The organism is Pseudomonas sp. BIGb0278 (assembly GCF_024809895.1).
GTDB lineage: Bacteria > Pseudomonadota > Gammaproteobacteria > Pseudomonadales > Pseudomonadaceae > Aquipseudomonas > Aquipseudomonas shirazensis.
Window position 1 is genome coordinate 1,467,381 of record NZ_JANUEL010000001.1, and the last position, 25,810, is coordinate 1,493,190.

Below are 25,810 nucleotides of genomic sequence, written 5' to 3' on the forward strand. Positions count from 1 at the left end.
TTACGCCATGACCGGTCTGCGCACACTGCTACTCCTGATCAGCCTTAGCGGCGCGTCTGCGGCCGTGCTCGCTGACAGTCAGCCACGGCAGTTGCTGGCACGCTCGAGCAGCGCTGCTGCTCCACTGGACCTTGCCGTCGATGACCGCGAGTGGCTGAACCAGCACAAGGTACTGGTACTCGGCAGCTCGGGGCCGGATTACCTGCCTTTTGAAATCAATATCACCCCAGCCGATCATGAAGGGCTCAATGCTGACTATGCCGGCTTGATCAGCGAGCAGTTGGGCATAGCCGTTCAAGTGCAGCGCTTTGACAGCCGCGAACAGGCCATCAAAGCCTTGCAGGACGGGCAAATCGATCTGCTGGGCAGTTCCAACGCAACCGAAGCCAGCAATGCCGAGCTTACCTTGAGCCAGGCATATGCAGACGACCTGCCGGTGATCGTCGCTCGACAGGACCAGGACAAGGCCGTGCGCCACGGCGATGACCTGGCCGGGCTGCGGCTGGCGATGGTCGACCATTACCTGCCGGCCAGTACGGTCAAGGCCCAGTATCCGCAGGCACAGCTGCAACTTTATCGCTCGACCTTGAGCGGCTTGTCTGCGGTCGCCATGGGCGACGCCGACGTCTACCTGGGCGACGCCATCAGCACCGACTACCTGATCGGCAAGAGCTACCAAGGCCAGGTGCGCATCGACCATTTTTCGGCGCTGCCCGGCGGCTCGTTCGCCTTCGCCACGCGCCGCGACAACTCGCGCCTGCTCAGGTTGCTCAACCAGGCCCTGAGCCGCATCAGCGACAGCGAGCGGCTGAACATTCTGCGGCGCTGGAGCAGCGGCAATACCAGCCTCCTGCTCCAGCGCCTGAACACCCCGCTGACCCCTGCCGAACAACACTGGATCGAACATAACCGCAGCGTCAAGGTGCTGGTCACGCCGTCCCTGGCGCCGCTGACCTTCAACGACGCCGAGCAACGCCCGAGCGGGATCGCCCCCGATCTGCTCAAGCAGATCAGCTTGCGCACCGGGCTGGATTTTCAGATCAGCGAAGTGGATGCCGTCCAGGAAATGGTTGACCAACTGCTGCGGGGCGAGGCGCAAATGATCGGCGCGATCGGTTACGGCAGCGAGCGCGCAGCACGCTTGCGCTTCACTCGCCCCTACCTGGTCAGTCCGCGGGTGCTGGTAACCCGCGCCGGCAACCCCGCCAGCACTCCGGCGGCATTGATCGACAACCGCCGGATCGCAGTAGTACGTGGCTCTCCGCAGGGTGCACTGGTGCAGCGCCAACATCCACAGGCGAAGCTGGTGGAAGTCGATTCACCACTGGGGCTGATGGAAGCGGTGGCCAACGGTGAAGCAGAAGTCGCCTTGAGCAGCCATATCAATGCGCGCTATTACATAGATCATGTGTTCAATCATCGCCTGCGCATTGCCGCCTTTTTTGGCGAGGAACCGGCGATGGCTGCCTTCGCCATGGCTGCCAATCAGCCTGAGCTGCATGCGATTGTCGACAAGGCGCTGCTGAGCATACCGCCCGACGAATTGGATCAACTGGTCAACCGATGGCGCAACACCACCCTGGTCAGTGACAGCCCGTGGCGCAATTATCGCAGCCTGGCCCTGCAGGTGCTGGTTCTCGGCGGCGTGCTGCTGGCCGGTGTCGTGTTCTGGAACACCTATCTGCGCAAGCTGATCCAGCAGCGCACCGAGGCCCAACGGGCGTTGCAGGCGCAACTGCTCCTCAGTCGGGGCCTGCTTGAGCAGCTACGCCAGGCCAAGGACGCTGCCGAGCAGGCCAGTCAGGCTAAAAGCACCTTCCTGGCCACCATGAGCCACGAGATTCGCACGCCAATGAACGCGGTTATCGGCTTGCTGGAGCTGGCCCTGGAAGATGGCGCTCGCAGCGACCCATTGACCTTGCAGACTGCCCACGATTCGGCGATTGGTCTGCTTGAGCTGATTGGCGACATCCTCGACATCTCGCGCATCGAAGCCGGCCACATGACCCTGACACCGGTGCCGACCGATCTGATCGAACTGGTCCGTGCCAGCTTGCGCGTATTTGACGGCAATGCCCGGATCAAACGCCTGCAACTGCGCAGCGAGCTGCCTGAGCAGCCACTCTGGGTGCTGATCGATCCGCTGCGTTTCAAGCAGGTCCTGGCCAATCTTCTGAGCAATGCGATCAAGTTCACCGACCGCGGCGAGATCCTCGTCAGCCTCACCTGCGCGCCGGCCTCGGCAGAGCTGCTGCAACTGACCTTATGCGTGCAAGACAGTGGCGTGGGTATCAACCCCGTCAACCAGGCGCGCCTGTTCAACAGCTTTGCCCAGGTCGACGGCCCACGCGCCCAGCAAGGTGCAGGGCTGGGTCTGGTGATCAGTCGCAGCCTGGCCCAACTGATGGGCGGCACGCTGCAGCTGCAAAGCGTCGAGGGCCTTGGCACGCGCGTCGAGGTCAGCCTGGCGCTGCCCAGCGCAACGCCTGCATCGCAGCCGCAGATCAGCGAGGCCACCCAGCAGCAACCCGGCCAACCTCTGCGCATTCTGGTGGTCGACGACTACCCGGCCAACCTGCTGTTGCTCGACAAACAACTGAACAGCCTCGGTCATCAGGTGACGTTGGCTGAAAACGGCCAACTGGCCCTGACCAGCTGGCAAGCGGGCGAGTTCGATCTGGTTATCACCGACTGCAGCATGCCGGTCATGGATGGTCATGAGCTCAGCCGCAGCATTCGTGCGCTGGAACGCGCAAGTGGTCAGCCTGCCTGCACCATCATCGGCGTTACCGCCAACGCGCAGGCCGAGGAGCGCGTCCGCTGCCTGGACAGCGGCATGAACGACTGTCTGTTCAAACCGATCGGGCTGCATACCCTCAAGGCGCACTTGCCGCGCTGCGCATTGAATCCGCCAACTCCGCGCCCAAGCGGATTCGACATCGATCAGTTGCGTAATTTGACCCAAGGTGACGAGCAACTGATCAGACGTCTGCTCGAGCAACTGGCACGCAGTGCCGCCGAAGACCTGGCCGCCCTGCACGCATTGGGAGCAAACCCGCCGAGCGCTGCGCTACGCGACCTTGCGCATCGCATCAAGGGCGGCGCGAAAATGCTCAAGGTGCGCGGGGTCGTACGCGACTGCGAGACACTCGAGCAGGCCTTGGCCTCGGACCAACCCAGCGCAGCCGCCCGGGAGCAATTGCAGGCAAGCCTGCACACCCTGCTAGGTGAACTGCGCGCTGGGCTCAATGCAATTGCAGAGTCGAACTGATCTGACCGATCGCATCGACAACGTGCCGCGAGCCTTGCTGAATCTCCAGAATGACCGTGCCCGCCTCGTTGACCAACTGCACGCCGCGCCCTGTGTGCGACAAGCTCGATTGCATGCTGGCGACCGCAGTCAGTGACAAGTCGTGGTTCTGCCTGACCACATCGACGATCTCCAGGGTGGCCTTGCTGGTGCGTGCAGCCAGATTACGTACTTCATCGGCTACCACAGCGAAACCACGGCCATGCTCACCGGCGCGCGCCGCTTCGATTGCGGCGTTGAGTGCCAGCAGGTTGGTCTGGTCGGCAATGCCGCGAATGGTCAATACAATCTGGCCGATGATCTCCGACTGCTTGCTGACAGCGTCGATGGTCCGCGCAGCGTCGCTCAGCTCCTGAGAGATTTGTTCGATCACCTGCACGGTCTGCTGCACCACCTCGCTGCCTTTACGCGCGCAGGCGTCAGTCTGCACGGAGCTGGCGTGGGCGGCATCGGCGGCGCTTTGCTGAGTGCTGACTTGGGCGGTGATGTCGCTGGCGAACTTGACCACTTTGACCAACCGGCCCTTGTTATCGAAGATCGGGTTGTATGAAGCCTCCAGATAGACAACCTGCCCTTGCTTGTTGATTCGCTCGAAACGGTGCGAATGGTACTCGCCGCGGTTAAGCGACGCCCAGAACTCGCGGTATTCGGCCGACTCACGCTCATGGGCGAGGCAAAACAGTCCATGATGACGGCCCACCACTTCTTCGAGGCGGTAGCCCATGGTTCGCAAGAAGTTGGCATTGGCAGTCAGCACCCGCCCCTGTGGTGTGAATTCGATCACTGCCATGGATCGGCCGATCGCCTGCAGCAGGGCTTCGCTTTCGTGCTCGTCGTGGATTCGCTGAGTGATGTCAGAGGCGACCTTGATCACACTGGTGACGCGCTGTTGCTCATCCAGCACGGGCATGTAACTGGCTTGCAGCCAGACCTCGCGGCCAGCCTTGTCGACGCGCTCGAAGGTACCGCTGATAGCCTCGCCTCTGCCCAGCGCTTGCCACAATTGCTGGTAGGCCGGGCTTTTGGCGTACTCCGGATCGCAGAACAGGCGATGATGCTTGCCGGCGATCTCCTGGGCGCTATAGCCCAATGCCTGGCAGAATTTATCGTTGGCGGCAATGATAGCGCCGTCGGCGGTGAACTCGATCATGGCCATCGACCGACTGATCGCGGCCAGTCTGGCCTCCATCCCCACCAAGGCCTGATGACAGCGCTGGATTTCGACGATATCGGATTTGCGATGGTAATCGAACATGACGCCGGGCTCCTTGCATGGACGGGGTGCCCTCAGCATAGATCGCCGGCGAAACGGCGCAAGCCCGCTGATATCACCTTACAATTATCCGCTTCAGGAGCTTTCCCGAACCATCAGCTCAAAGCCCAGATCCTGACGCGTGGCGCTCACCCGCTTGCCATCGAGCATCGCCAGCAGCGCTTGCGCCGCGGCCCGACCAACGGCAGCACGCGGGGTCCGGATCGAGGTCAACGGCGGCACCATGTGGGCAGAACCTGGCAGGTCGTTGAAGCCGACCATGGCCACTCGTTGCGGCACTGCGATGCCTTGGCGCAGGGCCTGCAGGACTGCGCCCTGCGCAAGGTCATCGTTACAGAAGAACACCCCGTCGACCTCCGGCGCCTGTGCCATCAAGCGGCTGAACAGTTCGCCGCCAAGACCAATTGACGAGGGCTGTGCGGCCAGCAGCTCCAGTTCGGGCGCTTGCAATCCGGCCTCAAGCAACGCTTGGCGAAAGCCTGCGGCGCGCTGCATTACCCGCGGGTCGAGCTGCGCGGCAATGAACGCCAGCCGCCGTCGACCCCGCTCGATCAAATGGCGGGCGGCAGCGTAGCCTGCCTGCTGCTGAGAGAACCCTACAGACACCGCATCTGCCTGCTCACCCAGCTCCATCATGTGCACACAGGGCACTCGGCTGGCAGCCAGCAAATGGCGCGAACCTTCGGTGCGATCAAAGCCGGTCAACAGCACGCCACAGGGCTGATAGGCGAGGTAGTTGCGGATCAGGTTCTCTTCTTCATCAACGTCGTAGTGATAGTTGCCGATGAGCACTTCGAGACCGCGCGGCCGCATCACTGCGTGGATCGCTTCGAGGGTATCGATGAACAGCTGGTTGGACAGCGATGGGATCAATACCACCACCGAATGGCTGCGCGCCGAGGCCAGCGCGCGGGCTGCCGGGTTGGCGATGTAACCCAGGGTGGCCGCTGCAGCGAGGACCTTTTCGGCCAGTTCAGGGGCAACGGTGGCGACCCCGCGCAACGCCCGCGAGGCCGTGATCGGTGAAACGCCGGAGAGCCTGGCGACTTCTGCCAGGGTGGGACGACCAGTAGTGCGGGAGCCGGTGCGTGACATGGGTGTTGTAATTTTACTACTTGCCAAGGGTGGGGAACGGCCACTAAGGTAGCGCTGTCCCAGGACACAGGCAATGTAATCTTTATCAATTGCCCTGCGTCGAGCGACCATACTGCGTTAGACAAGACCAATAACATCCGGGAGGGTGGCGCCCACACATCGACGTCCATGTCGAGACAGCGCTATCTTACCTGCAGGAGGTACTGATGAACTCTCCCCTGTCCGCGATCGTGGTGATGGGTGTAGCAGGCTGCGGCAAGAGCTGTATCGGCGCTGCCATTGCCGCCCGCAGTGGCGGTCGGCTGATCGAAGGCGATGCTTTCCACCCCGCTGCCAATATCGAAAAAATGAGCGCTGGCGTGCCGCTCGATGATGCCGACCGTGCCGGTTGGCTGGTGCTGCTCGGCCAGGAGCTACAGGCCACGCTCAAGGCCGGCGAACGACCAATCCTGACCTGCTCTGCCTTGAAGCGCCGCTATCGCGACGCATTGCGTGAAGCGGTGCCTGAGCTGGGCTTCGTGTTCCTCGAGCTGACCCCTGCCGAGGCCGAGAAGCGCGTGCTGGCCCGTCCTGGCCACTTCATGCCTGCCAGCCTTATCGAAAGCCAGTTTGCCGCCCTCGAATCCCCTCGTGGCGAGCCACTGACCCTGGCGCTGAACGCTACCCGGCCGGTGGCCGCGCTGGCCGAAAGCGTACATGACTGGTTAAAGCCCTGCGGTGAGCGGGCACTGGCGCGAATCGCCTGAGCGGCGGTTTACCAGCTCACCAAAGACAGCGCTGTCTCGACGTTAAAAAGCACCAGAAGTTCCATAACGCTACGCCTAACAACAAAGACAAAACCGAGGCTCATTAATCATGTTCGGACTGGCTACCGATACGTTCCTGCTACTCGATGCCCTGGTGACCATCATCGGGCTCATCCTGCTGATCACCCACTTCAAGGTGCATCCTTTTGTTGCGCTGACGCTGGCTGCGGGCTTTCTCGGCCTGACCTCGGGCATGCCCGTGGCCAAAGTCATGAAGTCGTTTCAGGACGGCTTTGGCGGCGTGCTTGGCTTTGTCGGCATCGTGCTTGCACTGGGCACCATGCTCGGCAAGCTGATGGCCGACTCCGGCGGCGCTGACCAGATCGCGCAGACTCTGATCCGCGCCTTCGGCAAACAGAAGGTGCACTGGGCCATGATGTTCGCCGCATTTCTGGTGGGCATCCCGCTATTCTTCGAAATCGGCTTTGTGCTGCTGATCCCGCTGGTGTTCATCGTAGCCCGACGCACCGGGGTATCCTTGGTCAAGATCGGTATTCCGCTGCTGGCAGGCCTGTCCGTCGTGCATGGGCTGGTGCCGCCGCATCCAGGCCCGCTGCTGGCGATCGGCATTTTCAATGCCGACATCGGCAAGACCATCTTCTACGGTTTGCTGGTAGCGCTGCCGACGGCAATCATCGCCGGCCCGCTGTACGGCAATTTCATCTCGCGTTACATCCCGGGCAACCCGTCACAAGAGCTGATGGACCAGATTGCTCGCGAGTCCGACCAGCGCAACCTGCCAAGCTTCAGCATCACCCTGATCACCGTGCTGTTGCCGGTAGTGCTGATGCTGCTGAAGACGTTTGCTGATGTGGTGCTGCCCGCTGAAAACATCGTGCGCCAGTGGATGGACCTGATCGGCCATCCGATCACCGCCCTGCTCGCGGCGCTGCTGCTGGCGTTCTACACCTTCGGCGCGGCGCGCGGCTTCAACCGTCAGCAGATCATGAAGATGCTTGACCAGAGCCTGGCCCCCACCGCCGCCATCGTGTTGATTGTCGGCGCTGGCGGCGGCTTCAAGCAGATGCTGGTGGACACTGGTGTGGGCAACGTCATCGGCCAGATGGCGGTGCAAGCGCAGATATCGCCAATCATGCTGGCCTGGTTGGTGGCGGCGGTCATCCGGATCGCCACAGGCTCGGCAACGGTAGCGACCATCACCGGCGCTGGTATCGTTGCACCGGTGATCGCGCTGGTGCCCGGGGTCAACCGTGAGCTGCTGGTACTGGCCACCGGCGCCGGTTCGCTGATTCTGTCCCACGTCAACGACGCCGGTTTCTGGCTGGTCAAGCAGTACTTCAACATGACCGTAGCAGAAACGTTCAAGACCTGGAGCATGATGGAGACCATCCTGTCGGTGGTCGGCATCATCTTCATCATGTTGCTGGCGCAGTTCGTCTGACCGTTGGTCGGGATACTGGCACCTAGGGTGGGGTGTAAGGCTCAAGTGAGATGAGGGCCTTGCCGCGTGATCAACGTCTGTTCCGCGGCAAGGCTGGCACTTTATCCACGCAAAGGAGCTTGCCCATGAAACGCTTCCTGCTGCTTGCCGTCGTGCTCGCAACGCCTTTGGCCATGGCCGCCGGTACAGGCCCGACCTACCCCGACGACCCGCATAACAGCGCGCCCAAGCCTGGCGCGGACAGCACGCTCAACCCTATCGAAACACCCATGCCACGCAACACTGACCCTCGCCTGAACGGCAATGATCCAGACAGCCCTCCTGCCAGCCAGAGCAACGATCACAAACTACCGGGCATGGGTACTCCCGACGCTCCCGTGGGCACTGGCCAGGGATCTGGCAGCAGTAACCCTCAGCCTTGAAATGACGCTTACCCGACGATGGCTCGCGGCGAATGCTGGCCAGATCGTAGGCAACTGATGACCCTCGCCTGGTAACGCTTGGCCTCAAGCGTTACCCCTCCTCCGCCCTCTAGGGCACGTCTGCGCGCTTGAGCTTCCTCACTTAACTCAGCGCTCAACTCCAAGTAGAGCCTTTCCTGCTTATCCGCAGATGGCGCCCGGGGCTTAATCCCGGCACCACCTGAGGACCACCGTCGCGCTTGTTTGCAGCAGTCCGTGACGGGTGTTCAAGGGACTTCGTAGCGAGGTGCCCAATGAAAATAACTTTCCGAATGTGCCACAGGTTGCACTCATCGCTTGCTCAGCCGTGCGTGCTGCTCGCGCTGGGTACGGTGCTTTACGGTAACGCAGCCCATGCCAGCCTCGAGCCCGTGTTGGAGGCACGCATGACTGTCTGCACGGCACACCTGCAAAGCGTGGAAGAGCTGATGATTAGCCGTATTCAGCACATCGAAAACAGTGTCGGCGGTGAGCTCAGGCGCCTGCCTGAGTTGGAGGCCGCACGCGGGCGTCTGCAGCGACAGCTGCAACAGGAACGCCAGCGCTACCAATCCCTACCTTGGCGACCTGAACACGACCAGGCTCTGCGCGGCATCAGTAACGAGATAGCGGCTGTCCAATACTGCATTGCCATCGGCCGCTCGGCCGAGCCCCAGATCGCAGCAGTCAAGTCGCTGTTGGCCTCGTCACGCGAAACCAGGCAGAGCATTACCCACGACGTTGACGATTTCCTGTTTGCCGGCGACGAGTGCGCAGCAAACACGGCCAATCCGCGCAAATGCCAAGCCGATGCCCTTGCCCTGCTTGAGCCGCCTGCTCAAGCCAACCTGATCGCCGCCCGGCGTCTTCTGGAAAAAGCCTGGTCGCCTTTACGCGACCAAGGCGTGCGCTTCCCGACCTCCTGGGAAGTGGACTGCAGCCCCGATAACCCACCAAAAAGGCCATTCCCATGAGCGAAGTCATTCCATTCATCAGCCGCAATGCTCGTATCGATAGCGCTATAAGCAGCCATATCGAAGCGCTGAGCACCGCCACACCGCTGCGCTTACCTGTCGAGCAGACTGCGCTGGTCGCCAACTATGTCGAGAAGATCGAAGGCACCTATGACACCAGTCGGGCCAAGCACGATACCGACCATGCCATCGACCTGCTCTACATCGCCTACAACACCACGCCCCAGGAGCAGGGAGACATCCGCGTCAGGATCGGCTCGATCATGAATGACTTGATCACCGCTCAGCAGGAGAGTGAGCGAAGCATCAAGAGCGCTATTCGCGTCGCCAATAGAATCGGCACTACCTTGCGCAACTGCCTACCCGACTGGCTGGACGTGAAGGAAGGCGGTGACCCGGAGCAAATCAAGGAATTCGTCACCGCTGATTTGCTGGCCATGGCCAACGAAATCACCCAAGCGGCAATTACCGTGCGCGACAGCCTTACCACGATCGCAGACAGATACGATGTCATCATCCGTAACACCGCCGAAGCGACCGCACGCAGCGAAGTCGCGCTAAGCGATACCATTCAGGCAGATAGCAAGCTGCAGAGCGAACTCGTCATCGCTAATGCTCGGCGCGAGATGCTCGAGGGTCTGGTCACCGACTTGCAGCAACAGGTTGCCCGCTATGAAAAGCTGGCGCAAGAATACGGATCACAGGCGAAGACCGCCGAGCAAAAATCGTTCTGGGCGTCGCTTTTGAAGACCGGCGCACAGATGCTGGGGGGGCTGCTGCCCATGATAGCCATGGGAGCTACCGGCGGCGCATCGGCCGTGATTGGCGGCGCCTCGATGGCGGCCGCAGCGGGGCTTGGCCAGCAGAACCAGGCCGATGGCCTGCACAAAGATATCCAGATGAAAAAAGCGCGCTCCGAGCTTCGTGCGGAGCAAACGCTGCTCAACGAGCAGCGTGACAAGTTGAAGTCAAACCTGGATGACTTGAGCAAGCGCAACGCCGACGCCGCTGATCCGGCCAAGGGTACCCTCGATGGCCGTATCAGCGATGTCCAGGCCGACCTTGAAAAGGTAGCCGCACGGCAAGGCGAACTCAGCCAGGAGCTGTCACGACTGGAGGAGGCGCTCAAAGCCATCGGCGAACATGCCGCATCGCTGAGTGATGAGCAACGCAAACAAGCAGGCAATTTGCGCGACATGCAGATGCAGATGCTCGTTAAAGCCGAGGAGTACGAAAATACCCGCCGTGAGCAAGCTTCCGAGCTGGTAAACCTCACTGCCCTGCTTGCCGGCCAGAGGAACGAGAAACAGAACATCGAACTTGCCGTCCGATCGTTGAACCTGAGCGTGAGCGCACTCAAGCGGACCAAAGAGATCGTTGAAGAAATGGCGTTTTTCTTCAAATCATTTTCCGACTTTATGCAGGTCATCCTTGACCAGGCGACGGATCAGGTTTCCAGCTATGAGAGTGCCGGCGATAGCGCACGGCTGCGTGCCAATCGCCTGGCCCAGTTGGTCCGCTCTACCGACGAATTCTTTATCAGCCAGGCAGGACAGTGGCTGGCGGTTGGCGTGGTATCGGACCGATTTGCCCAGACTTTCAAGGATGGCTGGAGCAAACTCAACCAGCTGTCAGGCACGTACATTACTGGCCAGGAGCTGCCAGCGTATCTGGACCAGGCTTCTTTCACCCTGAAAATGATCATCGACGATCGTGAGAAGGCCAGTCATCAGCGCTTGGTCTACTTGGCCAGCTACCGCGACGAATTGAGCGCTTGATCCCGCAGCGCTGATAGCCCGCTGGTAACCAACCCTACTGGTCGGCCCCTCGAGAGCCGACCAGTTGCTGCAGCCATGACTGATGGCGCTTGTGCCTTACGCCCTGACACCAAGCATGCCGCGCTCGACGATAAAGTCGATCACCGCTTGCAGCCCTTCGCCCTTTTTCAAGTTGCTGAACGTCCAGGGCCGCTCTGGACGCATGCGATTGGTATCACGTTCCATGACCTCAAGCGATGCGCCGACATAGGGCGCCAGGTCAGTCTTGTTGATCACCAACAAATCCGACTTGGTAATCCCTGGGCCGCCCTTGCGCGGAATCTTCTCGCCCTCGGCAACATCGATGACGTAAATGGTCAGGTCGGCCAGCTCGGGGCTGAAGGTAGCGCTGAGGTTGTCACCGCCGCTCTCGACGAAGATAACCTCAAGGTTACCGAACTTGCGCGCCAGTGCCTCCACCGCAGCCAGGTTCATAGAGGCGTCTTCGCGGATCGCCGTATGCGGACAGCCGCCGGTCTCCACGCCGACAATCCGCTCGGGCTCCAGGGCGCCGGCTTCGGTAAGAATGCGTTGATCTTCCTTGGTATAGATGTCATTGGTGACCACGGCGATCTGGTAGTGATCACGCATGGCCTTGCACAGGGCCTCGAGCAGCGCAGTCTTGCCGGAGCCGACCGGGCCACCGACACCGATGCGCAGGGGTTGCTGATAGCTTTGCATGTTGGCAGTCCTCAAGAACGGAACAAACGGGTGTATTGGGTTTCGTGACGCGACGAGGCGATGGCCAGCAGCGGCAGGCCGCCGCCCAACTGCTCGTCGTCCAGCTCCAGCGCCATGTCCAGCACCGCCGGCAGTTCGGCGGCCAGGTCGCGCAGTACGGTCTGCGCCGCCTGCTGGCCAAACGGCACCAGCTTGACGCCGGCCATGACCGCGCCTTCCAGCCAGGCAAAGCCGAGCCCCAGCGCCAGCTGGCGTAAAGGGATTGCCCAGTGCACGGCGAGCCATGCCATCGCGCCTAACTGGGTGAGTTCAAGCTGCGGCCGCCAGGCAAGGTCTTGCCCGAGCTGCCAGCCGTCAAGAATGCGCGCCAGCGCGTAACCCCGCTGGCGCTCTTCAAGGCGCAGCTCGGCGGTCTCGCGATTGGCCAGGAGAAACTGACTCCAGTGCCCGAAAGCCTCGACGTCAGCACGCTCGCACGCGCGGTACAGGCGGGCCAGCAGCGGCCAGTCGAGATAACCGAGGGTGTCGTGCAACTGCTCACGCTGCCAGTTGCAGAAACCTTCGGTGGTGCTTACCCAGCCGGCCTCGACCGCCCATTCCAGCCCTTGCGAGTAGGTGAAGCCGCCCACCGGCAAGCCCGGGCTGGCCAGCTGCAGTAAACGCAGCAACGCCAGGTCGCTGCTCATCAGCCGACCAGCATGACAGCGGCCGACGCCAGCAGGCCGCCGCCACAGGCTTTCTGCAGCTTGGCGTGGCGGCGTAGCAGGCAACCGACGGTAAAGCCCGCGGCGAGCAACAAACCGCTGACGGTAACGAACCCGGCACTGAACAGCCAGAAGGCGCTTGGGGTTGCTTCAACGCCATGTGCCCAGCCGTGGAACAGCGCGAACAGCGGCATTGCCAGGGCCAGTAACACTTGCCGGCCAGGTACCAGCAACGCCGCTGCTGCCACCAATAGCGAGCCGACGATCATGCTTTCCATGCCCAGCACCCCACCGAACAGATGGCCAAACACAGCACCGGCAAACATCGCTGCCAGGGTTGCCAGCGGCAATAGCAGGTTGCGCCGGGTCAAGGCCGCCAGCACGCCGGTACCGAGCAACATCAGCAAGTGATCAAGGCCGGTCAACGGATGCAGCAGGCCATCGTGCAGCGGGCTGCTGTCATGACCGGGGTGCGCGAAGGCCGGTACGGCCACCAACAGCAGGGCAAGGGCGAGTGTCTTTTTCATCTGGGTTCCTTATTAGTGGGCAGCGGGCATACGCACGAAGGGGTGATCATTGCCGTGGGCATGGCTGTGTGGCGCACTCTGGTAAGCGCCGGCTTCAGGCTCGAACGGTGCCTGCTCGACCGTGACCTGCAGGCCAAGGCCACGGACCATGTCGTCCAGCACATAGTCATGCTGATAACGCAGCAGGCCCGCATCGATCTGCAACGGCACGTGGCGGTTGCCCAGATGATAGGCTGCCCGCGCCAGCAGCAACGGGTCGCTGCAGCGCACGGTCGAGACCGACTCTGCAGCAGCCAGCACGCGCACCAGGTGCAAGCCGTCGGCATCGCCGAGTAGCTCGCCGCCACGCAGCAAGTGGCCACGCTCAAGCATCAGGCCGGCATCACGGCCATCGTCCAGGGTCACCCGCAGGCGGCTCTTGATCCGGCTATCGACACTCAGGGTCACGGTGCCGGTAATCGTCTGCTCGGCGCTGTCGGCGGCACTGATGCGCCGGTTGAGAACAATCATGGGTGCTCCTTCAAAACAGAAAATAGCGCTGCGCCAACGGCAATTCGCTGGCTGGCTCACACACCAGCAGCTCGCCGTCGGCACGCACCTGATAGGTTTGTGCATCGACTTCGATCTGCGGTTGCAGCGTGTTCAGGATCATGTCGCGCTTGCGCACCTGGCGGCAGCCCTTGGCCACGCCGATCAGGCTCTGCAGGTTGAGCTGCTCGACCACGCCCTGATCGAGCGCTGCCTGCGACACGAAAGTCATGCGTGTGGCATGGCGAGCGGCGCCCAGTGCGCCGAACATCGGCCGGTAGTGCACAGGCTGCGGTGTTGGAATCGAGCCGTTGATATCGCCCATCGGCGCGGTGACGATCATCCCGCCCTTGATCACCAAGGCCGGTTTGACCGCGAAGAACGCAGGTTTCCAAAGCACCAGGTCAGCCAGCTTGCCGACTTCCAGCGAGCCGACTTCATGGGCGATGCCGTGGGTCACTGCCGGGTTGATGGTGTACTTGGCGATGTAGCGCTTGACCCGGAAGTTGTCACTGTAGTCGCTGTCGGGTGCCAGCGGGCCGCGGCGCAGCTTCATCTGATGGGCTACTTGCCAGGTGCGAATCACCACTTCGCCAACTCGGCCCATGGCCTGCGAATCGGACGAGGTCATGGCAAATGCGCCCATGTCATGGAGGATGTCCTCGGCGGCAATCGTCTCACGGCGAATGCGCGACTCGGCAAACGCTACGTCTTCGGCAATGCTTGGGTCGAGGTGATGGCAAACCATCAGCATGTCGAGGTGTTCGTCGACGGTATTGACGGTGTACGGCAAGGTCGGGTTGGTCGACGAAGGCAGCACGTTGGCCTGCCCTGCTGCGCGGATGATGTCCGGGGCATGGCCGCCGCCGGCGCCTTCGGTGTGGAAGGTATGAATGGTGCGGTCGCCGATAGCGGCAAGAGTGTCTTCGATACAGCCCGATTCATTGAGTGTGTCGGTGTGGATCGCGACCTGGATGTCCATCTCTTCGGCCACGCTCAGGCAGCAGTCGATCGCAGCCGGAGTCGATCCCCAGTCTTCATGCAGCTTGAGCCCGACTGCGCCAGCGGCGATCTGCTCGCGCAGCGCTTCAGGGCACGAGGCATTGCCCTTGCCGAGCAGGCCGATATTGATCGGCAGGCTGTCGGCCGCTTGCAGCATGCGCGCCATGTACCAAGGGCCAGGTGTGCAGGTAGTGGCGTTGGTGCCGGTGGCCGGCCCGGTCCCGCCGCCGATAAACGTGGTGACGCCACTGGTGAGAGCCTCTTCGACCTGCTGCGGGCAGATGAAGTGGATATGCGAGTCGATGCCGCCAGCGGTGACGATCTTGCCCTCGGCGGCGATGACCTCGGTGCCAGGGCCGACCGGTACGGTGACGCCAGGCTGAACATCCGGGTTGCCGGCCTTGCCGATCATGGCAATCCGCCCGTGTTTGATGCCGATATCTGCCTTGACGATGCCCCAGTGGTCGATGATCAGTGCGTTGGTCAGGACCAGGTCCATCGCCTCGGCCGCCAGCATCTGGCCCTGACCCATGCCGTCACGGATGACCTTGCCGCCGCCGAACTTGACCTCTTCACCATAGATGGTGAAGTCTTTCTCGACCTCGACCCACAGCGCCGTGTCCGCCAGGCGCACCCGGTCGCCCACGGTCGGGCCGAACATGTCGGCATAGGCGCGACGCGACAGCCGGCTCATGCGCTGCCCTCCAATGGGCCCATCACCTTGCCCTGAAAACCATATATCTCGCGCTTGCCGGCGTAGGCCACCAACTGCACGGTACGCGCCTGGCCGGGTTCGAAGCGCACCGCGGTGCCGGCCGGGATATCCAGGCGAAAGCCCAAGGTCGGCTCACGCTCGAACACCAGTGCGTCGTTGACTTCATAGAAGTGGTAATGCGAGCCGACCTGTACCGGCCGGTCACCGTGATTGGCAACCTTGACGCTGACCGTTGCCCGGCCCACGTTGAGCTCGATGTCGCCAGCGGCGACTTGGATTTCACCCGGAATCATGCCGGCCTCCTCAGACGATAGGATCATGAACGGTCACCAATTTGGTGCCGTCAGGAAAGGTTGCCTCGACCTGCACGTCATGGATCATTTCCGGTACGCCGGGCATGACCTGATCGCGCCGCAGCACCTCACGGCCAAGGCTCATCAGTTCGGCGACGGTACGGCCATCGCGGGCCCCCTCCATCACCGCGGCGCTGATCAACGCCAGGGCTTCCGGGTAGTTGAGCTTCAGGCCACGGCCCAGGCGGCGCTCGGCCAGCAATGCGGCAGTGAACAGCAGCAGCTTGTCTTTCTCTCTGGGGGTCAGTTCCACGGCGTCTCTCTCAGGTAGCCCAGATGCGCGGCGGGCATGGCGCCAGGCCGAGAACGGCCGGGCGCAGCACATGCCAAAGGCGCTGCAGGGTGTGTTGCAGATGTTGGTTGTCGTGATCGAGCAGGCGGATCACCAGCAGCTCGCCCAGCAGGGTTGCCCCGACCGGGTTGCCAAGGCTGTCGAGCAGCTCGCGGACCTGCTCCAGCAACGCCTGGTCAGCGGGCGCGGCGCAAAAGGTCGCCAGCAGTGGATGCCCGCCGACCTTGTCCAGGCGCCCGCCCTCGATGCGCAGGCGCTCGTACAGGCCCGGATCACCCGGCAGCTCGACGCGCAGGCGGCTGTCCAGCGCGCCTTGCTCGAAGCGCTCGTTCATTACCGGACGGCCCAGGCATAGCGTTTCCCAGGCGAGCAAACGCGCGCCCGGCTCCAGGGTGAAGCGGCTGTCCAGGCTCGCCCTGGCGCCGGAAAAGAAGATGCTGTCCTGAGGCAGCCATTCCAGGGTGCTCCCGGCCTGCAGGTGAAAGTGCTGATGCAAGCGCGCGGTCGGGCCGATGCTGCGGTAGAACTTGCTCGCACCGGGCATGGTCAGCAGCGCGTGGCTGCCGGCTTCCAGCTGGATGTCCAGCTCAAGCCGGTCGCCGGCGACGATGCCGCCTGGCGGGTGCAGGATGTACACGTGGCATGGGCTGCCTTCCGGATAAAACGGTCGTTGCACCAAAAGAGGTCCGAAATGCTTGCGCGCACCAAGGCGGGTCACGCCGTCGCGTTGCACAAAGCGCAGTTGCAGGTAGGCGCTCCACCCGCTGTCGTCGTCTTGCTGCTCGATCTGTTGCGCCAAAGACATCCTGGCCCCCTGAAAATCCCGGCCCTGCGGCCTTGAGCCGATCAGCATGGCGCCGTTACGCGCCGCGTCTGACCAGTCGATCAATTTTGCTTGGGGGATGCTTTGCAGATTGCGGGCCAACTTTGCCCTGGCGCGAGGCACAAACCGCTCTGGCAAGAGGCACCGGGGCGCATGCCGCACACTTAAAGGGCGTCGCCCGGCCCCGTTTCAGTGCTGCCAGGTTGGTGCTGGAGGACGCGAAGCGGGTTACAGTAGCGCCTTCAGCTGACCAAGGAAGTCACCATGCAATTAGCCCCTGCCATCCCGATCCTGCGGATCTTCTCGGTCGACAAGGCCAAAGAGTTCTATCTCGATTTTCTCGGGTTCACGCTCGATTGGGAGCACCGGTTCAGCCCGGATCTGCCGCTGTACGCACAAATCCGTCGCGATGGGCTGATCCTGCATCTGTCGGAACACCACGGTGACGCCTCGCCCGGCTCGACCATCTTTGCCCGCATCGACGACCTGCGCGCGCTGGAGCGTGAACTGCAGGACAAACAGTACGGCTATGCCCGCCCCGAGGCCGAAACCGTCGATTGGGGCTTGCAGATGCAGATCTGGGATCCGTTCGGCAACCGCCTGCGCTTCTGCCAGCAGAGCGAAGACTAACGGTTGCCCTCGGCCAGCCGGCCTGGCCGGGTCAGGCTTTACCCATGCCAGGGTATCCGCTAGGCTTGGCCTTCATCCCTTCAAACAGGTATTGGTCCAATGCGCCATTGATGCCGCCGTCACCTCGACGGCCAGCCTTCAGCCCTCAGCTCTCGCCTGGGGATGTCGCGGCATGAGTGGAGTTGTGCATGACCAATACCTCGATCCTGACGCTGGACGGCGTCACCCTGGCCTTGCCCAATGGCAGGCAGCTGTTTGCCCCTATCAGTGAATCCTTCGACCAACGCCGCACCGGCCTGGTCGGTGTCAATGGCGTCGGCAAGAGCCTGCTCGGGCAGATCCTCGCCGGCTCGCTGGCACCCAGCGAGGGTCGCTGCCTGCGCAGCGGCCGGGTGCATTACCTTCATCAACATTTTGTAAGTCAGTGCAGCACAGTGGCAGAGCTGGCGCAGGTGGGTTCGGTCGTTGCTGCGCTGCAGCGCATAGAAGCAGGCAGCGCTGACCCGGCAGATTTCGACGTAGTGGCTGAACGCTGGGATATCCGCGAGCGAGTGCAAGCCCAGCTGGACCGCCATGGGCTCGGCCAGCTTGAGCTGGAGCGCGATGCAGCGAGCTTGAGCGGGGGCCAGGCGATGCGTGTGGCGCTGATCGGCGCGCTGGTTAGCCAGGCCGATTATCTGATCCTTGATGAGCCGAGCAACCACCTCGACGTGGGTGCTCGCGAGCAACTGCACCAGATGCTGCTGGGCTGGGTCAAAGGCCTGCTGGTAATCAGCCACGATCGCACCCTGCTTGGGCACATGCAGCGGATTGTCGAGCTGACGCCGCAAGGCCTGCGCAGCTACTCCGGTGACTACCGGCACTATGAGCACGCCAAAGCGCATGAACAGGCGTGTGCCCTGCACACCCTTGATCGCCTCAAGCACGAACGGCGCCGTCAGACGCAGGTGCTGCAACAGCAACGCGAGAGCCTCGAGCGACGGCAAGCCGACGCGGGGCGCCAGGCCAGACAGGCCAATCAAGCAAAAATCCTTATCGGCCGTCAGCAGCAGCGCAGCCAGGCCACTGCCGGTAGACAGCAGCGCGAACACCAGGCAGCCGAGGCCAAGCTGCACGCGCAACTGCGCCAGGCCAACAAGCAGGTAGAACGCAACAGCCCCATCGTCATGCACGCGCCGGACGCTGGCCGCAGCCAAGGCAAATCGGTGCTGAGCGTCAGCGGCTTGCAGTTGCCCCGGGGCAGCCAGGCGCCGCTCGATCTACATCTGCGCAGCGGCGAGCACATGGCTGTGATCGGTGCCAACGGGACCGGCAAATCGACACTGTTGAAGGTGCTGGCGGGCCAGCTCCAGGCCAGCGCAGGTAGCTTTCAGGTATCCGGTGAGGTCGCCCTGCTCGACCAACATTACAGCCTGCTGCCCGCCGAACTGAGCGCCCTCGCCTTCCTGCGCCTGGCCAACCCAGGGCTGGCCCACAGCGAGGTGCGGACCCGCCTGGCGCAATTGGGCCTGGACGCGGCAAGGGTGGAGATGCCCACTGCCCTGCTCAGCGGTGGCGAACGGCTCAAGGCCGCTCTGGCCGGGCTCCTCTACCGCCAGCGGCCGGTCGACCTGCTGCTGTTGGACGAACCGAGCAATCACCTCGACCTGCCGTCGCTGCTGGCGCTGGAACGGATGCTCGATCAGTTCTGCGGTGGCCTACTGGTAGCCTGCCATGACCAGGCCTTTTTACAACGCCTGCAACTGCACGATTCGCTACGGCTTGGATGAATCTGAGACTGGACGTTTCCGATCTGCGGCGGATGTATTATCGTGGCGTGGTGCGCAAATAACAGCAGCCCGAGTGATCGGGCATCTGCAAGACAATCGAGGGTGTCATGAGTAACGAGAGCATTAACTGGGACAAGCTGGGCTTCGACTACATCAAGACTGACAAGCGCTTCCTGTCCGTGTTCCGCGATGGCGAGTGGGACAAGGGCACCCTGACCGATGACAACGTGCTGCACATCAGCGAAGGCTCGACCGCCCTGCACTACGGCCAGCAGTGCTTCGAAGGCCTCAAGGCCTATCGCTGCAAGGATGGCACCGTCAACCTGTTCCGTCCGGATCAGAACGCCCTGCGTATGCAGCGCAGCTGCGACCGCCTGCTGATGCCGCGGGTGCCGACCGAGCAGTTCATCGAAGCCTGCAAACAGGTAGTCAAGGCCAACGAGCGGTTCGTGCCGCCACACGGCAAGGGCGCTCTGTACCTGCGTCCGTTCGTGATCGGTACCGGTGACAATATCGGCGTGCGTACCGCACCTGAGTTTATTTTCTCGGTATTCGCGATCCCGGTCGGTTCGTACTTCAAGGGCGGCATGACCCCGCACAAGTTCCTGATCTCCGATTTCGACCGCGCCGCGCCGCAGGGCACCGGTGCCGCCAAAGTCGGTGGCAACTACGCGGCAAGCCTGCAGCCGGGCTATGAGGCGAAGAAAGCCGGCTTCGCCGATTGCATCTACCTCGACCCGCTGACCCACTCGAAGATCGAAGAAGTCGGTTCGGCCAACTTCTTTGGCATCACTGCCAACAACGAGTTCGTCACGCCGAAGTCGGCTTCGGTACTGCCGGGCATCACCCGCCTGTCGCTGATGGAGCTGGCCGAATCGCGTCTGGGCCTGAAGGTCATCGAAGGCGACGTACAGATCAACAACCTCGAGCGCTTCGTCGAGGCCGGTGCCTGTGGCACCGCGGCAGTGATCACGCCAATTGGTGGCATCCAGTACAACGGCAAGCTGCATGTGTTCCACAGCGAAACCGAAGTCGGCCCGGTCACCACCAAGCTGTACAACGAGCTGACCGGCATCCAGAGCGGCGACGTCGAAGCGCCGGCTGGCTGGATCGTCAAGGTCGCGTAAGCGCTAACGCCATGCCCTTGCGGGGCAAGTCTGCTCTCACTTACCGCGTGCGGTTGGGTGAGAGCGGGCTTGCCCCGTAGTGCTTTTTAGCCAGATGAATTTTTCTTAAATCGCCGTTTGGCTATTCTTTGGCACAATCGAACCTCAATTCGCCGCCCAGGAACCAGCATGCCCCGCGTACTGACCATCGAAGACGACGCCGTCACCGGCCAGGAAATCGTCGCTGAACTGACCAGCCACGGCCTGGATGTAGAGTGGGCAGACAATGGCCGCGAAGGCCTGGCCAAGGCCATTGCCGGTGGCTACGACCTGATCACAGTGGACCGCATGTTGCCCGAAGTCGATGGCCTGACCATCGTCACCACCCTGCGCAGCCTGAAGATTGCCACGCCGATCCTGATGATCAGCGCCCTCTCCGACGTTGACGAACGCGTGCGCGGCTTGCGTGCCGGCGGCGACGATTACCTGACCAAGCCGTTTGCCTCCGACGAAATGGCTGCCAGGGTCGAAGTGCTGCTGCGCCGTAACAGCGTACCGATGACCCAGACCCGCCTGCAGGTGGCGGACCTCGAGCTGGACCTGATCAGCCATGAAGCCCGTCGCGGCGAGCAAACGCTGAACCTGCTGCCCACCGAATACAAGCTGCTCGAATACCTGATGCGCCACGCCGGCCAGGTAATCACCCGGATGATGATTTTCGAGGAGGTGTGGGGCTATCACTTCGACCCAGGCACCAACCTGATCGACGTGCACATCGGCCGCTTGCGCAAGAAGATCGACGCTCCCGGCCAGTGCGCACTGATTCGAACCGTGCGGGGCTCGGGCTATGCCATTGCTGAACCCGTCTAAAGGCTGGAGCTCGTCCACCAGTCGCCTGCTGGCGCTGTACAGCTTTCTCTTCGTGGCCTGGAGCAGCATCCTCATGGGAGTGCTGTATTTCGAGGTTTCTAGCTACCTGAACAAGCTCACCCGTCATTCCATGCTGCAGCGTCAGCATCTGTTTGCGCACATGAGCGGCAAGCAGCTGGACGACGCCCTGATCGCCAGCCAGGCTTTCGAAGAGCGCAGTTTCGACGCCTATGGCCTGTTCGACGCACAGCTCAATCCACTGGGCGGGCGTATCCGCGCCATCCCCAAGGAGCTGCGCCTGGACGGCAAGGTGCATGAGCTCAAGCACTGCCTGGACAGCGCCGACCCGGGCATGATCCACGAGACCTGCGACGCGGTTGCGATCAAGGTGCAGGACGGTCGCTGGCTGGTACTGTTTCGCGACAACGGCTCGTTGTTCGTGGTCACGCGGATCATCCTGGATGCATTGCTGTGGGGCATCTCCCTGACCCTCATACCAGGCTTTGCCGGTTGGTACCTGCTGCGCAGGCGGCCGCTCAAGCGGATCCGCGCGGTGCAGGCCAGCGCCGAACTGATCGTGGCCGGCGACCTGACCCACCGCCTGCCACTGTCGGCCCGGCGCGATGAGCTGGACATGCTTGCGGCCATCGTCAACGCCATGCTCGACCGGATCGAGCGGCTGATGCATGAAGTCAAGGGCGTCTGCGACAACATTGCCCATGACCTGCGCACGCCCCTGACGCGGCTACGTGCGCAGCTGTATCGGATTCGCCAGCAGAGCGGCGAGGATTCTGCCCAGGCCGAGGCGCTGGATCAGGCCATCGGCGAGACTGACACGTTGATGGCGCGGTTTCGTGGACTGTTGCGCATCAGTGAACTGGAGGACCGCCAGCGCCGCGCCGGCTTCGTCCAGCTTGATCCACAGGCACTGCTGGTCGAGCTGCATGACTTCTACCTGCCGCTGGCCGAGGACCGCACTATCGAGCTGCAACTGGAGCAGCCAGCGCAGTTGTCGGCGCTGCACGGCGATCGCGAGCTGCTGTTCGAGGCGCTGGCCAATCTGGTCGGCAACGCGATCAAGTTCACCCCTGAAGGTGGCCAGGTGCGCATTGCTGCCAGTCAGGATGCCAGCGGCGTGCATGTAGCGATCGAAGACAGCGGGCCAGGCATCCCGGAACAGGAACGCACCGCCGTACTCAAGCGTTTCTATCGGAGTGAGGAAGGTCATCGCCACCCTGGCTTCGGCCTCGGGCTGTCGATAGTTGCAGCGATCGTTGACTTGCACGGCTTCACCCTTGAAATCGGTGAAAGCCAGTGGGGCGGCGCCAGGCTGGTCCTGCACTGCCCGCTCGCCAGCTGAACACCGGGGCCGCATTGCGCGGCCCCGGTACTGCGGTCAGTCAGCCAGGCGCCAGGTGGTGGCGCCTTTGCTGTCCTCAAGCACCACACCCATCGCCGTGAGCTGATCACGGATACGATCGGACTCGGCCCAGTTCTTGTCAGTCCGAGCCTGCAGACGCGCCTGAATCAGCGCCTCCACTTCAGCGGCGTCGACCTTGCCCTCGGCGCCGGCCCGCAGGAAGTCATCAGCCTCCAGTTGCAGCACACCGAGCACCTCACCCAACTCGCGCAGGCGCCCAGCCAGGCCAGCGGCAGCCTCGACGTCCGTGTCGCGTAGGCGGTTGATCTCGCGTACCAGATCGAATAGCACGGCGCAGGCTTCGGGGGTGCCGAAGTCATCGTTCATCGCCACACTGAAGCGCTCGACAAATGCCTCACCGCCCGCAGGAGCGACCCGTGGCAGGCCGCGCAGTGCGTGGTAAAAGCGCTCAAGCGCACTTTTGGCGTCGCGCAGGCTGTCTTCCGAGTAGTTGATCGCGCTGCGGTAGTGGCTAGCCACCAACAGGTAGCGGACCACTTCCGGGTGATACTTTTCCAGCACGTCACGGATGGTGAAGAAGTTGTTCAACGACTTCGACATCTTCTCGCCATTGATGCGGATCATGCCGCAGTGCATCCAGGCATTGGCGTACTGCTTGCCAGTGGCCGCTTCGCTTTGCGCGATCTCGTTCTCGTGGTGCGGGAACTCGAGGTCGCTGCCGCCGCCGTGGATGTCGAAGCTCTCGCCCAGGCAGCAGGTGGACATCACCGAGCACTCGATGTGCCAGCCCGGACGGCCCGGGCCCCATGGCGAATCCCAGCTTGGTTCGCCCGGCTTGACGCCCTTCCACAGGACAAAGTCGAGTGGATCCTGCTTGGCCTCGTCAACTTCGATACGGGCGCCGATGCGCAGGTCTTCGATCTTCTTGCGCGACAGCTTGCCGTAACCGACGAACTTGCCCACCCGGTAGTACACATCGCCATTACCCGGTGCGTAGGCATAACCCTTGTCGATCAGGGTCTGGATCATCGCGTGCATGCCAGCGATGTGCTCGGTGGCACGCGGCTCCTGATCCGGCGGCAAGATGTTCAGGCGGCGCTCGTCTTCGTGCATTGCATCGATCATGCGTGCGGTCAGCGCATCGAAGGTCTCGCCGTTTTCATTGGCCCGGTTGATGATCTTGTCATCGATGTCGGTAATGTTGCGCACGTAAGTCAGATCAAAGCCGCTCTTGCGCAGCCAGCGAGTGACCAGGTCGAAGGCCACCATGCTGCGGCCGTGGCCGAGATGGCAATAGTCGTACACGGTCATGCCGCAGACATACATGCGCACCTTGTTGCCATCCAGCGGCTTGAAGGCTTCCTTGGTCTTGCTCAGCGTGTTGTAGATGTTAAGCACGGCGATTCCTTAGCTGCCCCAGGAGTCACGCAGGGTGACAGTGCGGTTGAACACCGGGCGGCCCGGCTGGGTGTCTTTCAGATCGGCGCAGAAGTAACCCTCGCGCTCGAACTGGAAACGGTCTTCAGGCTGGGCGTTGGCCAGCGAAGGTTCCGCACGACAGCCGCTCAGCACCTGCAGCGAATCGGGGTTGATGTTGTCCAGGAAGCTGCCGCCCTCTTCGGTTTTCTCCGGGTTCGGCGAACGGAACAGGCGGTCGTACAGGCGTACTTCGCACTCGACGCTGGCCGCTGCCGGGACCCAGTGAATCACGCCCTTGACTTTGCGCCCCTCAGGGTTCTTGCCAAGGGTGTCCGGATCGTACGAGCAGCGCAGTTCGACGATGTTGCCATCGGCGTCCTTGATCGCTTCGTCGGCACGGATCACGTAGCTGCCGCGCAGACGCACTTCGCCGTTCGGCTCCAGGCGCTTGTAGCCTTTTGGCGGCTCTTCCATGAAATCGTCACGGTCGATGTACAGCTCACGGGCGAAGGGCAACGCGCGCACGCCCATGTCTTCTTTGGGGTGGCGTGGCAGCTCGAGGTTTTCGACCTGGCCTTCCGGGTAGTTGGTGATCACTACCTTCAACGGCCGCAGTACACACATGGCGCGCGGCGCGGTGCGGTCGAGGTCATCGCGGATGCTGAACTCGAGCATGTTCATGTCGACCACTCCGTCCGAGCGGTTGGTGCCGATCATGTCGCAGAAGTTGCGGATCGAGGCCGGGGTGTAACCACGACGACGGAAGCCCGACAGGGTCGACATGCGCGGGTCATCCCAACCCTGCACGTGTTTCTCGTCAACCAGCTGCTTGAGCTTGCGCTTGGAGGTGATGGTGTAGTTCAGGTTGAGCCGGCTGAACTCGTACTGACGCGGGTGCGCCGGCACTGGCAGGTTGTCGAGGAACCACTCGTACAACGGGCGATGACCTTCGAACTCCAGGGTGCAGATCGAGTGGGTAATGCCCTCGATCGCGTCCGACTGGCCGTGGGTGAAGTCGTAGTTGGGGTAGATGCACCACTTGTCACCGGTCTGGTGATGGTGGGCATGGCGGATCCGGTAGAGGATCGGGTCACGCAGGTTCATGTTCGGCGAGGCCATGTCGATCTTGGCCCGCAGCACGCGCTCGCCATCAGCGAACTCGCCGGCTTTCATGCGCGCGAACAGGTCGAGGTTTTCTTCGACGCTGCGCTCCCGGAACGGGCTGTTCTTGCCAGGCTCGGTGAGGTTGCCGCGGTATTCCTTGGCTTGCTCCGGAGTCAGGTCGCAGACATAGGCGTTACCCGACTTGATCAGCTCGACCGCCCAGTCGTGCAACTGGTCGAAGTACTGCGAGGCATAGCGCACGGGACCGGTCCAGTTGAAGCCCAGCCACTTGACGTCGCTCTGGATCGCGTCGATGTACTCCTGGTCTTCCTTGGCCGGGTTGGTGTCGTCGAAGCGCAGGTGACAGGCACCGCCGAACTCTTCGGCCAGGCCGAAGTTGACGCAGATCGACTTGGCGTGGCCAATGTGCAGGTAACCGTTGGGCTCCGGCGGGAAGCGGGTGACTATCTGCGTGTGCTTGCCCGAGTCCAGGTCAGCCTGAACGATCGGCCGCAGGAAGTTTGCAGGGACGGCGGGAGCGCCTTTGGCAGCGGCGTTGGGCGCGTTGTCGGCAGTGGGCTTGCTCATAGGATCCTTGAATGCTGGTGTTCAGCCCGGGTAGGCCGATTGAATCAAAGGGCCTATCATAGCCGAAGCAGTCAAGCTGCTGACAGCCGGGCGCCGACAAAGTGGCGCGATTTATCGCAACCCGGGCAAAATGGCGCCGCGCGCGCTGTGTCGCGGCAAGCCAATCCTGCGTCAGCTGATGTACGCGTGCTGCGCGCAGCC

Annotated in this window: 23 protein-coding genes and 1 pseudogene; 11 read left to right on the top strand and 13 right to left on the bottom strand. The window is 62.3% G+C overall.

What is annotated here, in order from left to right; translation table 11 throughout:
* The first annotated feature begins 7 nt into the window (after nt 1-7).
* Nucleotides 8-3,271, top strand: coding sequence for a transporter substrate-binding domain-containing protein (locus M2396_RS06725; protein ID WP_259073956.1), 3,264 nt, complete (start codon nt 8-10; stop codon nt 3,269-3,271).
* Here M2396_RS06725 and M2396_RS24275 read toward each other — a convergent pair.
* The 3 genes and pseudogenes from M2396_RS24275 to M2396_RS06735 all read right to left on the bottom strand — a co-directional run bounded on the left by M2396_RS24275 (nt 3,246) and on the right by M2396_RS06735 (nt 5,678).
* On the bottom strand, nt 3,246-3,740 hold the full coding sequence (locus tag M2396_RS24275) for a methyl-accepting chemotaxis protein (RefSeq protein WP_375140285.1): 495 nt from the start codon (nt 3,738-3,740) through the stop codon (nt 3,246-3,248). The two genes, M2396_RS06725 and M2396_RS24275, sit on opposite strands and share 26 nt — an antisense overlap.
* A 42-nt stretch (nt 3,741-3,782) precedes the next feature.
* A pseudogene (locus M2396_RS24280) lies at nt 3,783-4,604 on the bottom strand (PAS domain-containing protein); the annotation flags it as partial.
* Nucleotides 4,605-4,658: 54 nt separating this feature from the next.
* Nucleotides 4,659-5,678 (bottom strand): LacI family DNA-binding transcriptional regulator, encoded by a 1,020-nt coding sequence (locus M2396_RS06735; protein ID WP_181107158.1) that lies wholly within the window; start codon nt 5,676-5,678, stop codon nt 4,659-4,661.
* Nucleotides 5,679-5,884: 206 nt separating this feature from the next.
* Between M2396_RS06735 and M2396_RS06740 the strand changes: the two genes are divergently transcribed.
* The 5 genes from M2396_RS06740 (at nt 5,885) to M2396_RS06760 (ending at nt 11,078) form a co-directional block, all read left to right on the top strand.
* Entirely contained in the window at nt 5,885-6,424 is a 540-nt protein-coding gene (locus tag M2396_RS06740; protein ID WP_259073958.1) for a gluconokinase, read from the top strand.
* A 109-nt stretch (nt 6,425-6,533) separates the two neighbouring features.
* Nucleotides 6,534-7,886, top strand: a complete 1,353-nt coding sequence (locus M2396_RS06745) for a GntP family permease (RefSeq protein ID WP_103437193.1) — start codon at nt 6,534-6,536, stop codon at nt 7,884-7,886.
* A gap of 125 nt (nt 7,887-8,011) precedes the next feature.
* Nucleotides 8,012-8,308: a hypothetical protein gene (locus M2396_RS06750; RefSeq protein WP_188035840.1), complete on the top strand. Its 297-nt coding sequence runs from the start codon at nt 8,012-8,014 to the stop codon at nt 8,306-8,308.
* 350 nt (nt 8,309-8,658) lie between these two features.
* Complete coding sequence (locus tag M2396_RS06755) at nt 8,659-9,300, top strand: hypothetical protein (RefSeq protein ID WP_259073960.1); 642 nt, start codon at nt 8,659-8,661, stop codon at nt 9,298-9,300.
* A gap of 263 nt (nt 9,301-9,563) precedes the next feature.
* Nucleotides 9,564-11,078, top strand: a complete 1,515-nt coding sequence (locus tag M2396_RS06760; protein ID WP_259073961.1) for a hypothetical protein — start codon at nt 9,564-9,566, stop codon at nt 11,076-11,078.
* Between the two features lie 96 nt (nt 11,079-11,174).
* Here M2396_RS06760 and ureG read toward each other — a convergent pair whose 3' ends face one another.
* Genes ureG through M2396_RS06800 form a run of 8 tightly spaced genes read right to left on the bottom strand, consistent with a single transcriptional unit; the run spans nt 11,175 to nt 16,724 of the window.
* On the bottom strand, nt 11,175-11,798 hold the full coding sequence (ureG, locus tag M2396_RS06765) for an urease accessory protein UreG (RefSeq protein ID WP_101319033.1): 624 nt from the start codon (nt 11,796-11,798) through the stop codon (nt 11,175-11,177).
* A gap of 11 nt (nt 11,799-11,809) precedes the next feature.
* The gene (locus M2396_RS06770; protein ID WP_150569382.1) at nt 11,810-12,484 is read right to left on the bottom strand and encodes an urease accessory protein UreF; all 675 of its coding nucleotides are present in this window, start codon (nt 12,482-12,484) and stop codon (nt 11,810-11,812) included.
* Nucleotides 12,484-13,029 (bottom strand): HupE/UreJ family protein, encoded by a 546-nt coding sequence (locus M2396_RS06775; protein ID WP_101319029.1) that lies wholly within the window; start codon nt 13,027-13,029, stop codon nt 12,484-12,486. Before M2396_RS06775 ends, M2396_RS06770 begins: the two co-directional genes overlap by 1 nt.
* Before the next feature lie 12 nt (nt 13,030-13,041).
* Nucleotides 13,042-13,539, bottom strand: a complete 498-nt coding sequence (gene ureE / locus M2396_RS06780) for an urease accessory protein UreE (RefSeq protein ID WP_259073963.1) — start codon at nt 13,537-13,539, stop codon at nt 13,042-13,044.
* A gap of 10 nt (nt 13,540-13,549) precedes the next feature.
* Nucleotides 13,550-15,253: an urease subunit alpha gene (gene ureC, locus M2396_RS06785; RefSeq protein WP_259073964.1), complete on the bottom strand. Its 1,704-nt coding sequence runs from the start codon at nt 15,251-15,253 to the stop codon at nt 13,550-13,552.
* Nucleotides 15,250-15,567 (bottom strand): urease subunit beta, encoded by a 318-nt coding sequence (locus tag M2396_RS06790; protein WP_101319023.1) that lies wholly within the window; start codon nt 15,565-15,567, stop codon nt 15,250-15,252. Before M2396_RS06790 ends, ureC begins: the two co-directional genes overlap by 4 nt.
* Before the next feature lie 10 nt (nt 15,568-15,577).
* On the bottom strand, nt 15,578-15,880 hold the full coding sequence (locus M2396_RS06795; protein WP_101319021.1) for an urease subunit gamma: 303 nt from the start codon (nt 15,878-15,880) through the stop codon (nt 15,578-15,580).
* Between the two features lie 10 nt (nt 15,881-15,890).
* The gene (locus M2396_RS06800) at nt 15,891-16,724 is read right to left on the bottom strand and encodes an urease accessory protein UreD (RefSeq protein WP_150569385.1); all 834 of its coding nucleotides are present in this window, start codon (nt 16,722-16,724) and stop codon (nt 15,891-15,893) included.
* A 282-nt stretch (nt 16,725-17,006) separates the two neighbouring features.
* Here M2396_RS06800 and M2396_RS06805 point away from each other — a divergent pair, with 282 nt between their 5' ends.
* From M2396_RS06805 to M2396_RS06825, 5 genes are all read left to right on the top strand, one after another.
* Nucleotides 17,007-17,372 (top strand): glyoxalase superfamily protein, encoded by a 366-nt coding sequence (locus M2396_RS06805; RefSeq protein WP_101319019.1) that lies wholly within the window; start codon nt 17,007-17,009, stop codon nt 17,370-17,372.
* Between the two features lie 188 nt (nt 17,373-17,560).
* Nucleotides 17,561-19,141: an ABC-F family ATP-binding cassette domain-containing protein gene (locus M2396_RS06810; RefSeq protein ID WP_259073965.1), complete on the top strand. Its 1,581-nt coding sequence runs from the start codon at nt 17,561-17,563 to the stop codon at nt 19,139-19,141.
* Nucleotides 19,142-19,248: 107 nt separating this feature from the next.
* Nucleotides 19,249-20,268, top strand: a complete 1,020-nt coding sequence (locus tag M2396_RS06815; protein WP_150569387.1) for a branched-chain amino acid aminotransferase — start codon at nt 19,249-19,251, stop codon at nt 20,266-20,268.
* Between the two features lie 168 nt (nt 20,269-20,436).
* Entirely contained in the window at nt 20,437-21,117 is a 681-nt protein-coding gene (locus M2396_RS06820; protein WP_101319013.1) for a response regulator transcription factor, read from the top strand.
* Entirely contained in the window at nt 21,095-22,477 is a 1,383-nt protein-coding gene (locus tag M2396_RS06825) for a HAMP domain-containing sensor histidine kinase (RefSeq protein ID WP_181087814.1), read from the top strand. The genes M2396_RS06820 and M2396_RS06825 overlap by 23 nt, the downstream gene beginning before the upstream one ends.
* A 36-nt stretch (nt 22,478-22,513) precedes the next feature.
* Here M2396_RS06825 and cysS read toward each other — a convergent pair whose 3' ends face one another.
* Together cysS and M2396_RS06835 are read right to left on the bottom strand one after the other, a co-directional pair.
* Nucleotides 22,514-23,896 (bottom strand): cysteine--tRNA ligase, encoded by a 1,383-nt coding sequence (cysS, locus tag M2396_RS06830; protein WP_150569389.1) that lies wholly within the window; start codon nt 23,894-23,896, stop codon nt 22,514-22,516.
* Nucleotides 23,897-23,905: 9 nt separating this feature from the next.
* On the bottom strand, nt 23,906-25,609 hold the full coding sequence (locus M2396_RS06835) for a glutamine--tRNA ligase/YqeY domain fusion protein (RefSeq protein ID WP_101319007.1): 1,704 nt from the start codon (nt 25,607-25,609) through the stop codon (nt 23,906-23,908).
* Nucleotides 25,610-25,810: the final 201 nt, after the last annotated feature.

Excerpts from the sequence above, each read along its gene's own strand:
- M2396_RS06725 (WP_259073956.1), top strand. The coding sequence starts at position 8 with ATGACCGGTCTGCGCACACTGCTACTCCTGATCAGCCTTAGCGGCGCG.
- M2396_RS06735 (WP_181107158.1), bottom strand. The coding sequence starts at position 5,678 with ATGTCACGCACCGGCTCCCGCACTACTGGTCGTCCCACCCTGGCAGAA.
- M2396_RS06740 (WP_259073958.1), top strand. The coding sequence starts at position 5,885 with ATGAACTCTCCCCTGTCCGCGATCGTGGTGATGGGTGTAGCAGGCTGC.
- M2396_RS06745 (WP_103437193.1), top strand. The coding sequence starts at position 6,534 with ATGTTCGGACTGGCTACCGATACGTTCCTGCTACTCGATGCCCTGGTG.
- M2396_RS06750 (WP_188035840.1), top strand. The coding sequence starts at position 8,012 with ATGAAACGCTTCCTGCTGCTTGCCGTCGTGCTCGCAACGCCTTTGGCC.
- M2396_RS06760 (WP_259073961.1), top strand. The coding sequence starts at position 9,564 with ATGAATGACTTGATCACCGCTCAGCAGGAGAGTGAGCGAAGCATCAAG.
- ureG (WP_101319033.1), bottom strand. The coding sequence starts at position 11,798 with ATGCAAAGCTATCAGCAACCCCTGCGCATCGGTGTCGGTGGCCCGGTC.
- M2396_RS06770 (WP_150569382.1), bottom strand. The coding sequence starts at position 12,484 with ATGAGCAGCGACCTGGCGTTGCTGCGTTTACTGCAGCTGGCCAGCCCG.
- M2396_RS06775 (WP_101319029.1), bottom strand. The coding sequence starts at position 13,029 with ATGAAAAAGACACTCGCCCTTGCCCTGCTGTTGGTGGCCGTACCGGCC.
- ureE (WP_259073963.1), bottom strand. The coding sequence starts at position 13,539 with ATGATTGTTCTCAACCGGCGCATCAGTGCCGCCGACAGCGCCGAGCAG.
- ureC (WP_259073964.1), bottom strand. The coding sequence starts at position 15,253 with ATGAGCCGGCTGTCGCGTCGCGCCTATGCCGACATGTTCGGCCCGACC.
- M2396_RS06790 (WP_101319023.1), bottom strand. The coding sequence starts at position 15,567 with ATGATTCCGGGTGAAATCCAAGTCGCCGCTGGCGACATCGAGCTCAAC.
- M2396_RS06800 (WP_150569385.1), bottom strand. The coding sequence starts at position 16,724 with ATGTCTTTGGCGCAACAGATCGAGCAGCAAGACGACGACAGCGGGTGG.
- M2396_RS06805 (WP_101319019.1), top strand. The coding sequence starts at position 17,007 with ATGCAATTAGCCCCTGCCATCCCGATCCTGCGGATCTTCTCGGTCGAC.
- M2396_RS06810 (WP_259073965.1), top strand. The coding sequence starts at position 17,561 with ATGACCAATACCTCGATCCTGACGCTGGACGGCGTCACCCTGGCCTTG.
- M2396_RS06815 (WP_150569387.1), top strand. The coding sequence starts at position 19,249 with ATGAGTAACGAGAGCATTAACTGGGACAAGCTGGGCTTCGACTACATC.
- M2396_RS06820 (WP_101319013.1), top strand. The coding sequence starts at position 20,437 with ATGCCCCGCGTACTGACCATCGAAGACGACGCCGTCACCGGCCAGGAA.
- M2396_RS06825 (WP_181087814.1), top strand. The coding sequence starts at position 21,095 with ATGCCATTGCTGAACCCGTCTAAAGGCTGGAGCTCGTCCACCAGTCGC.
- M2396_RS06835 (WP_101319007.1), bottom strand. The coding sequence starts at position 25,609 with ATGAGCAAGCCCACTGCCGACAACGCGCCCAACGCCGCTGCCAAAGGC.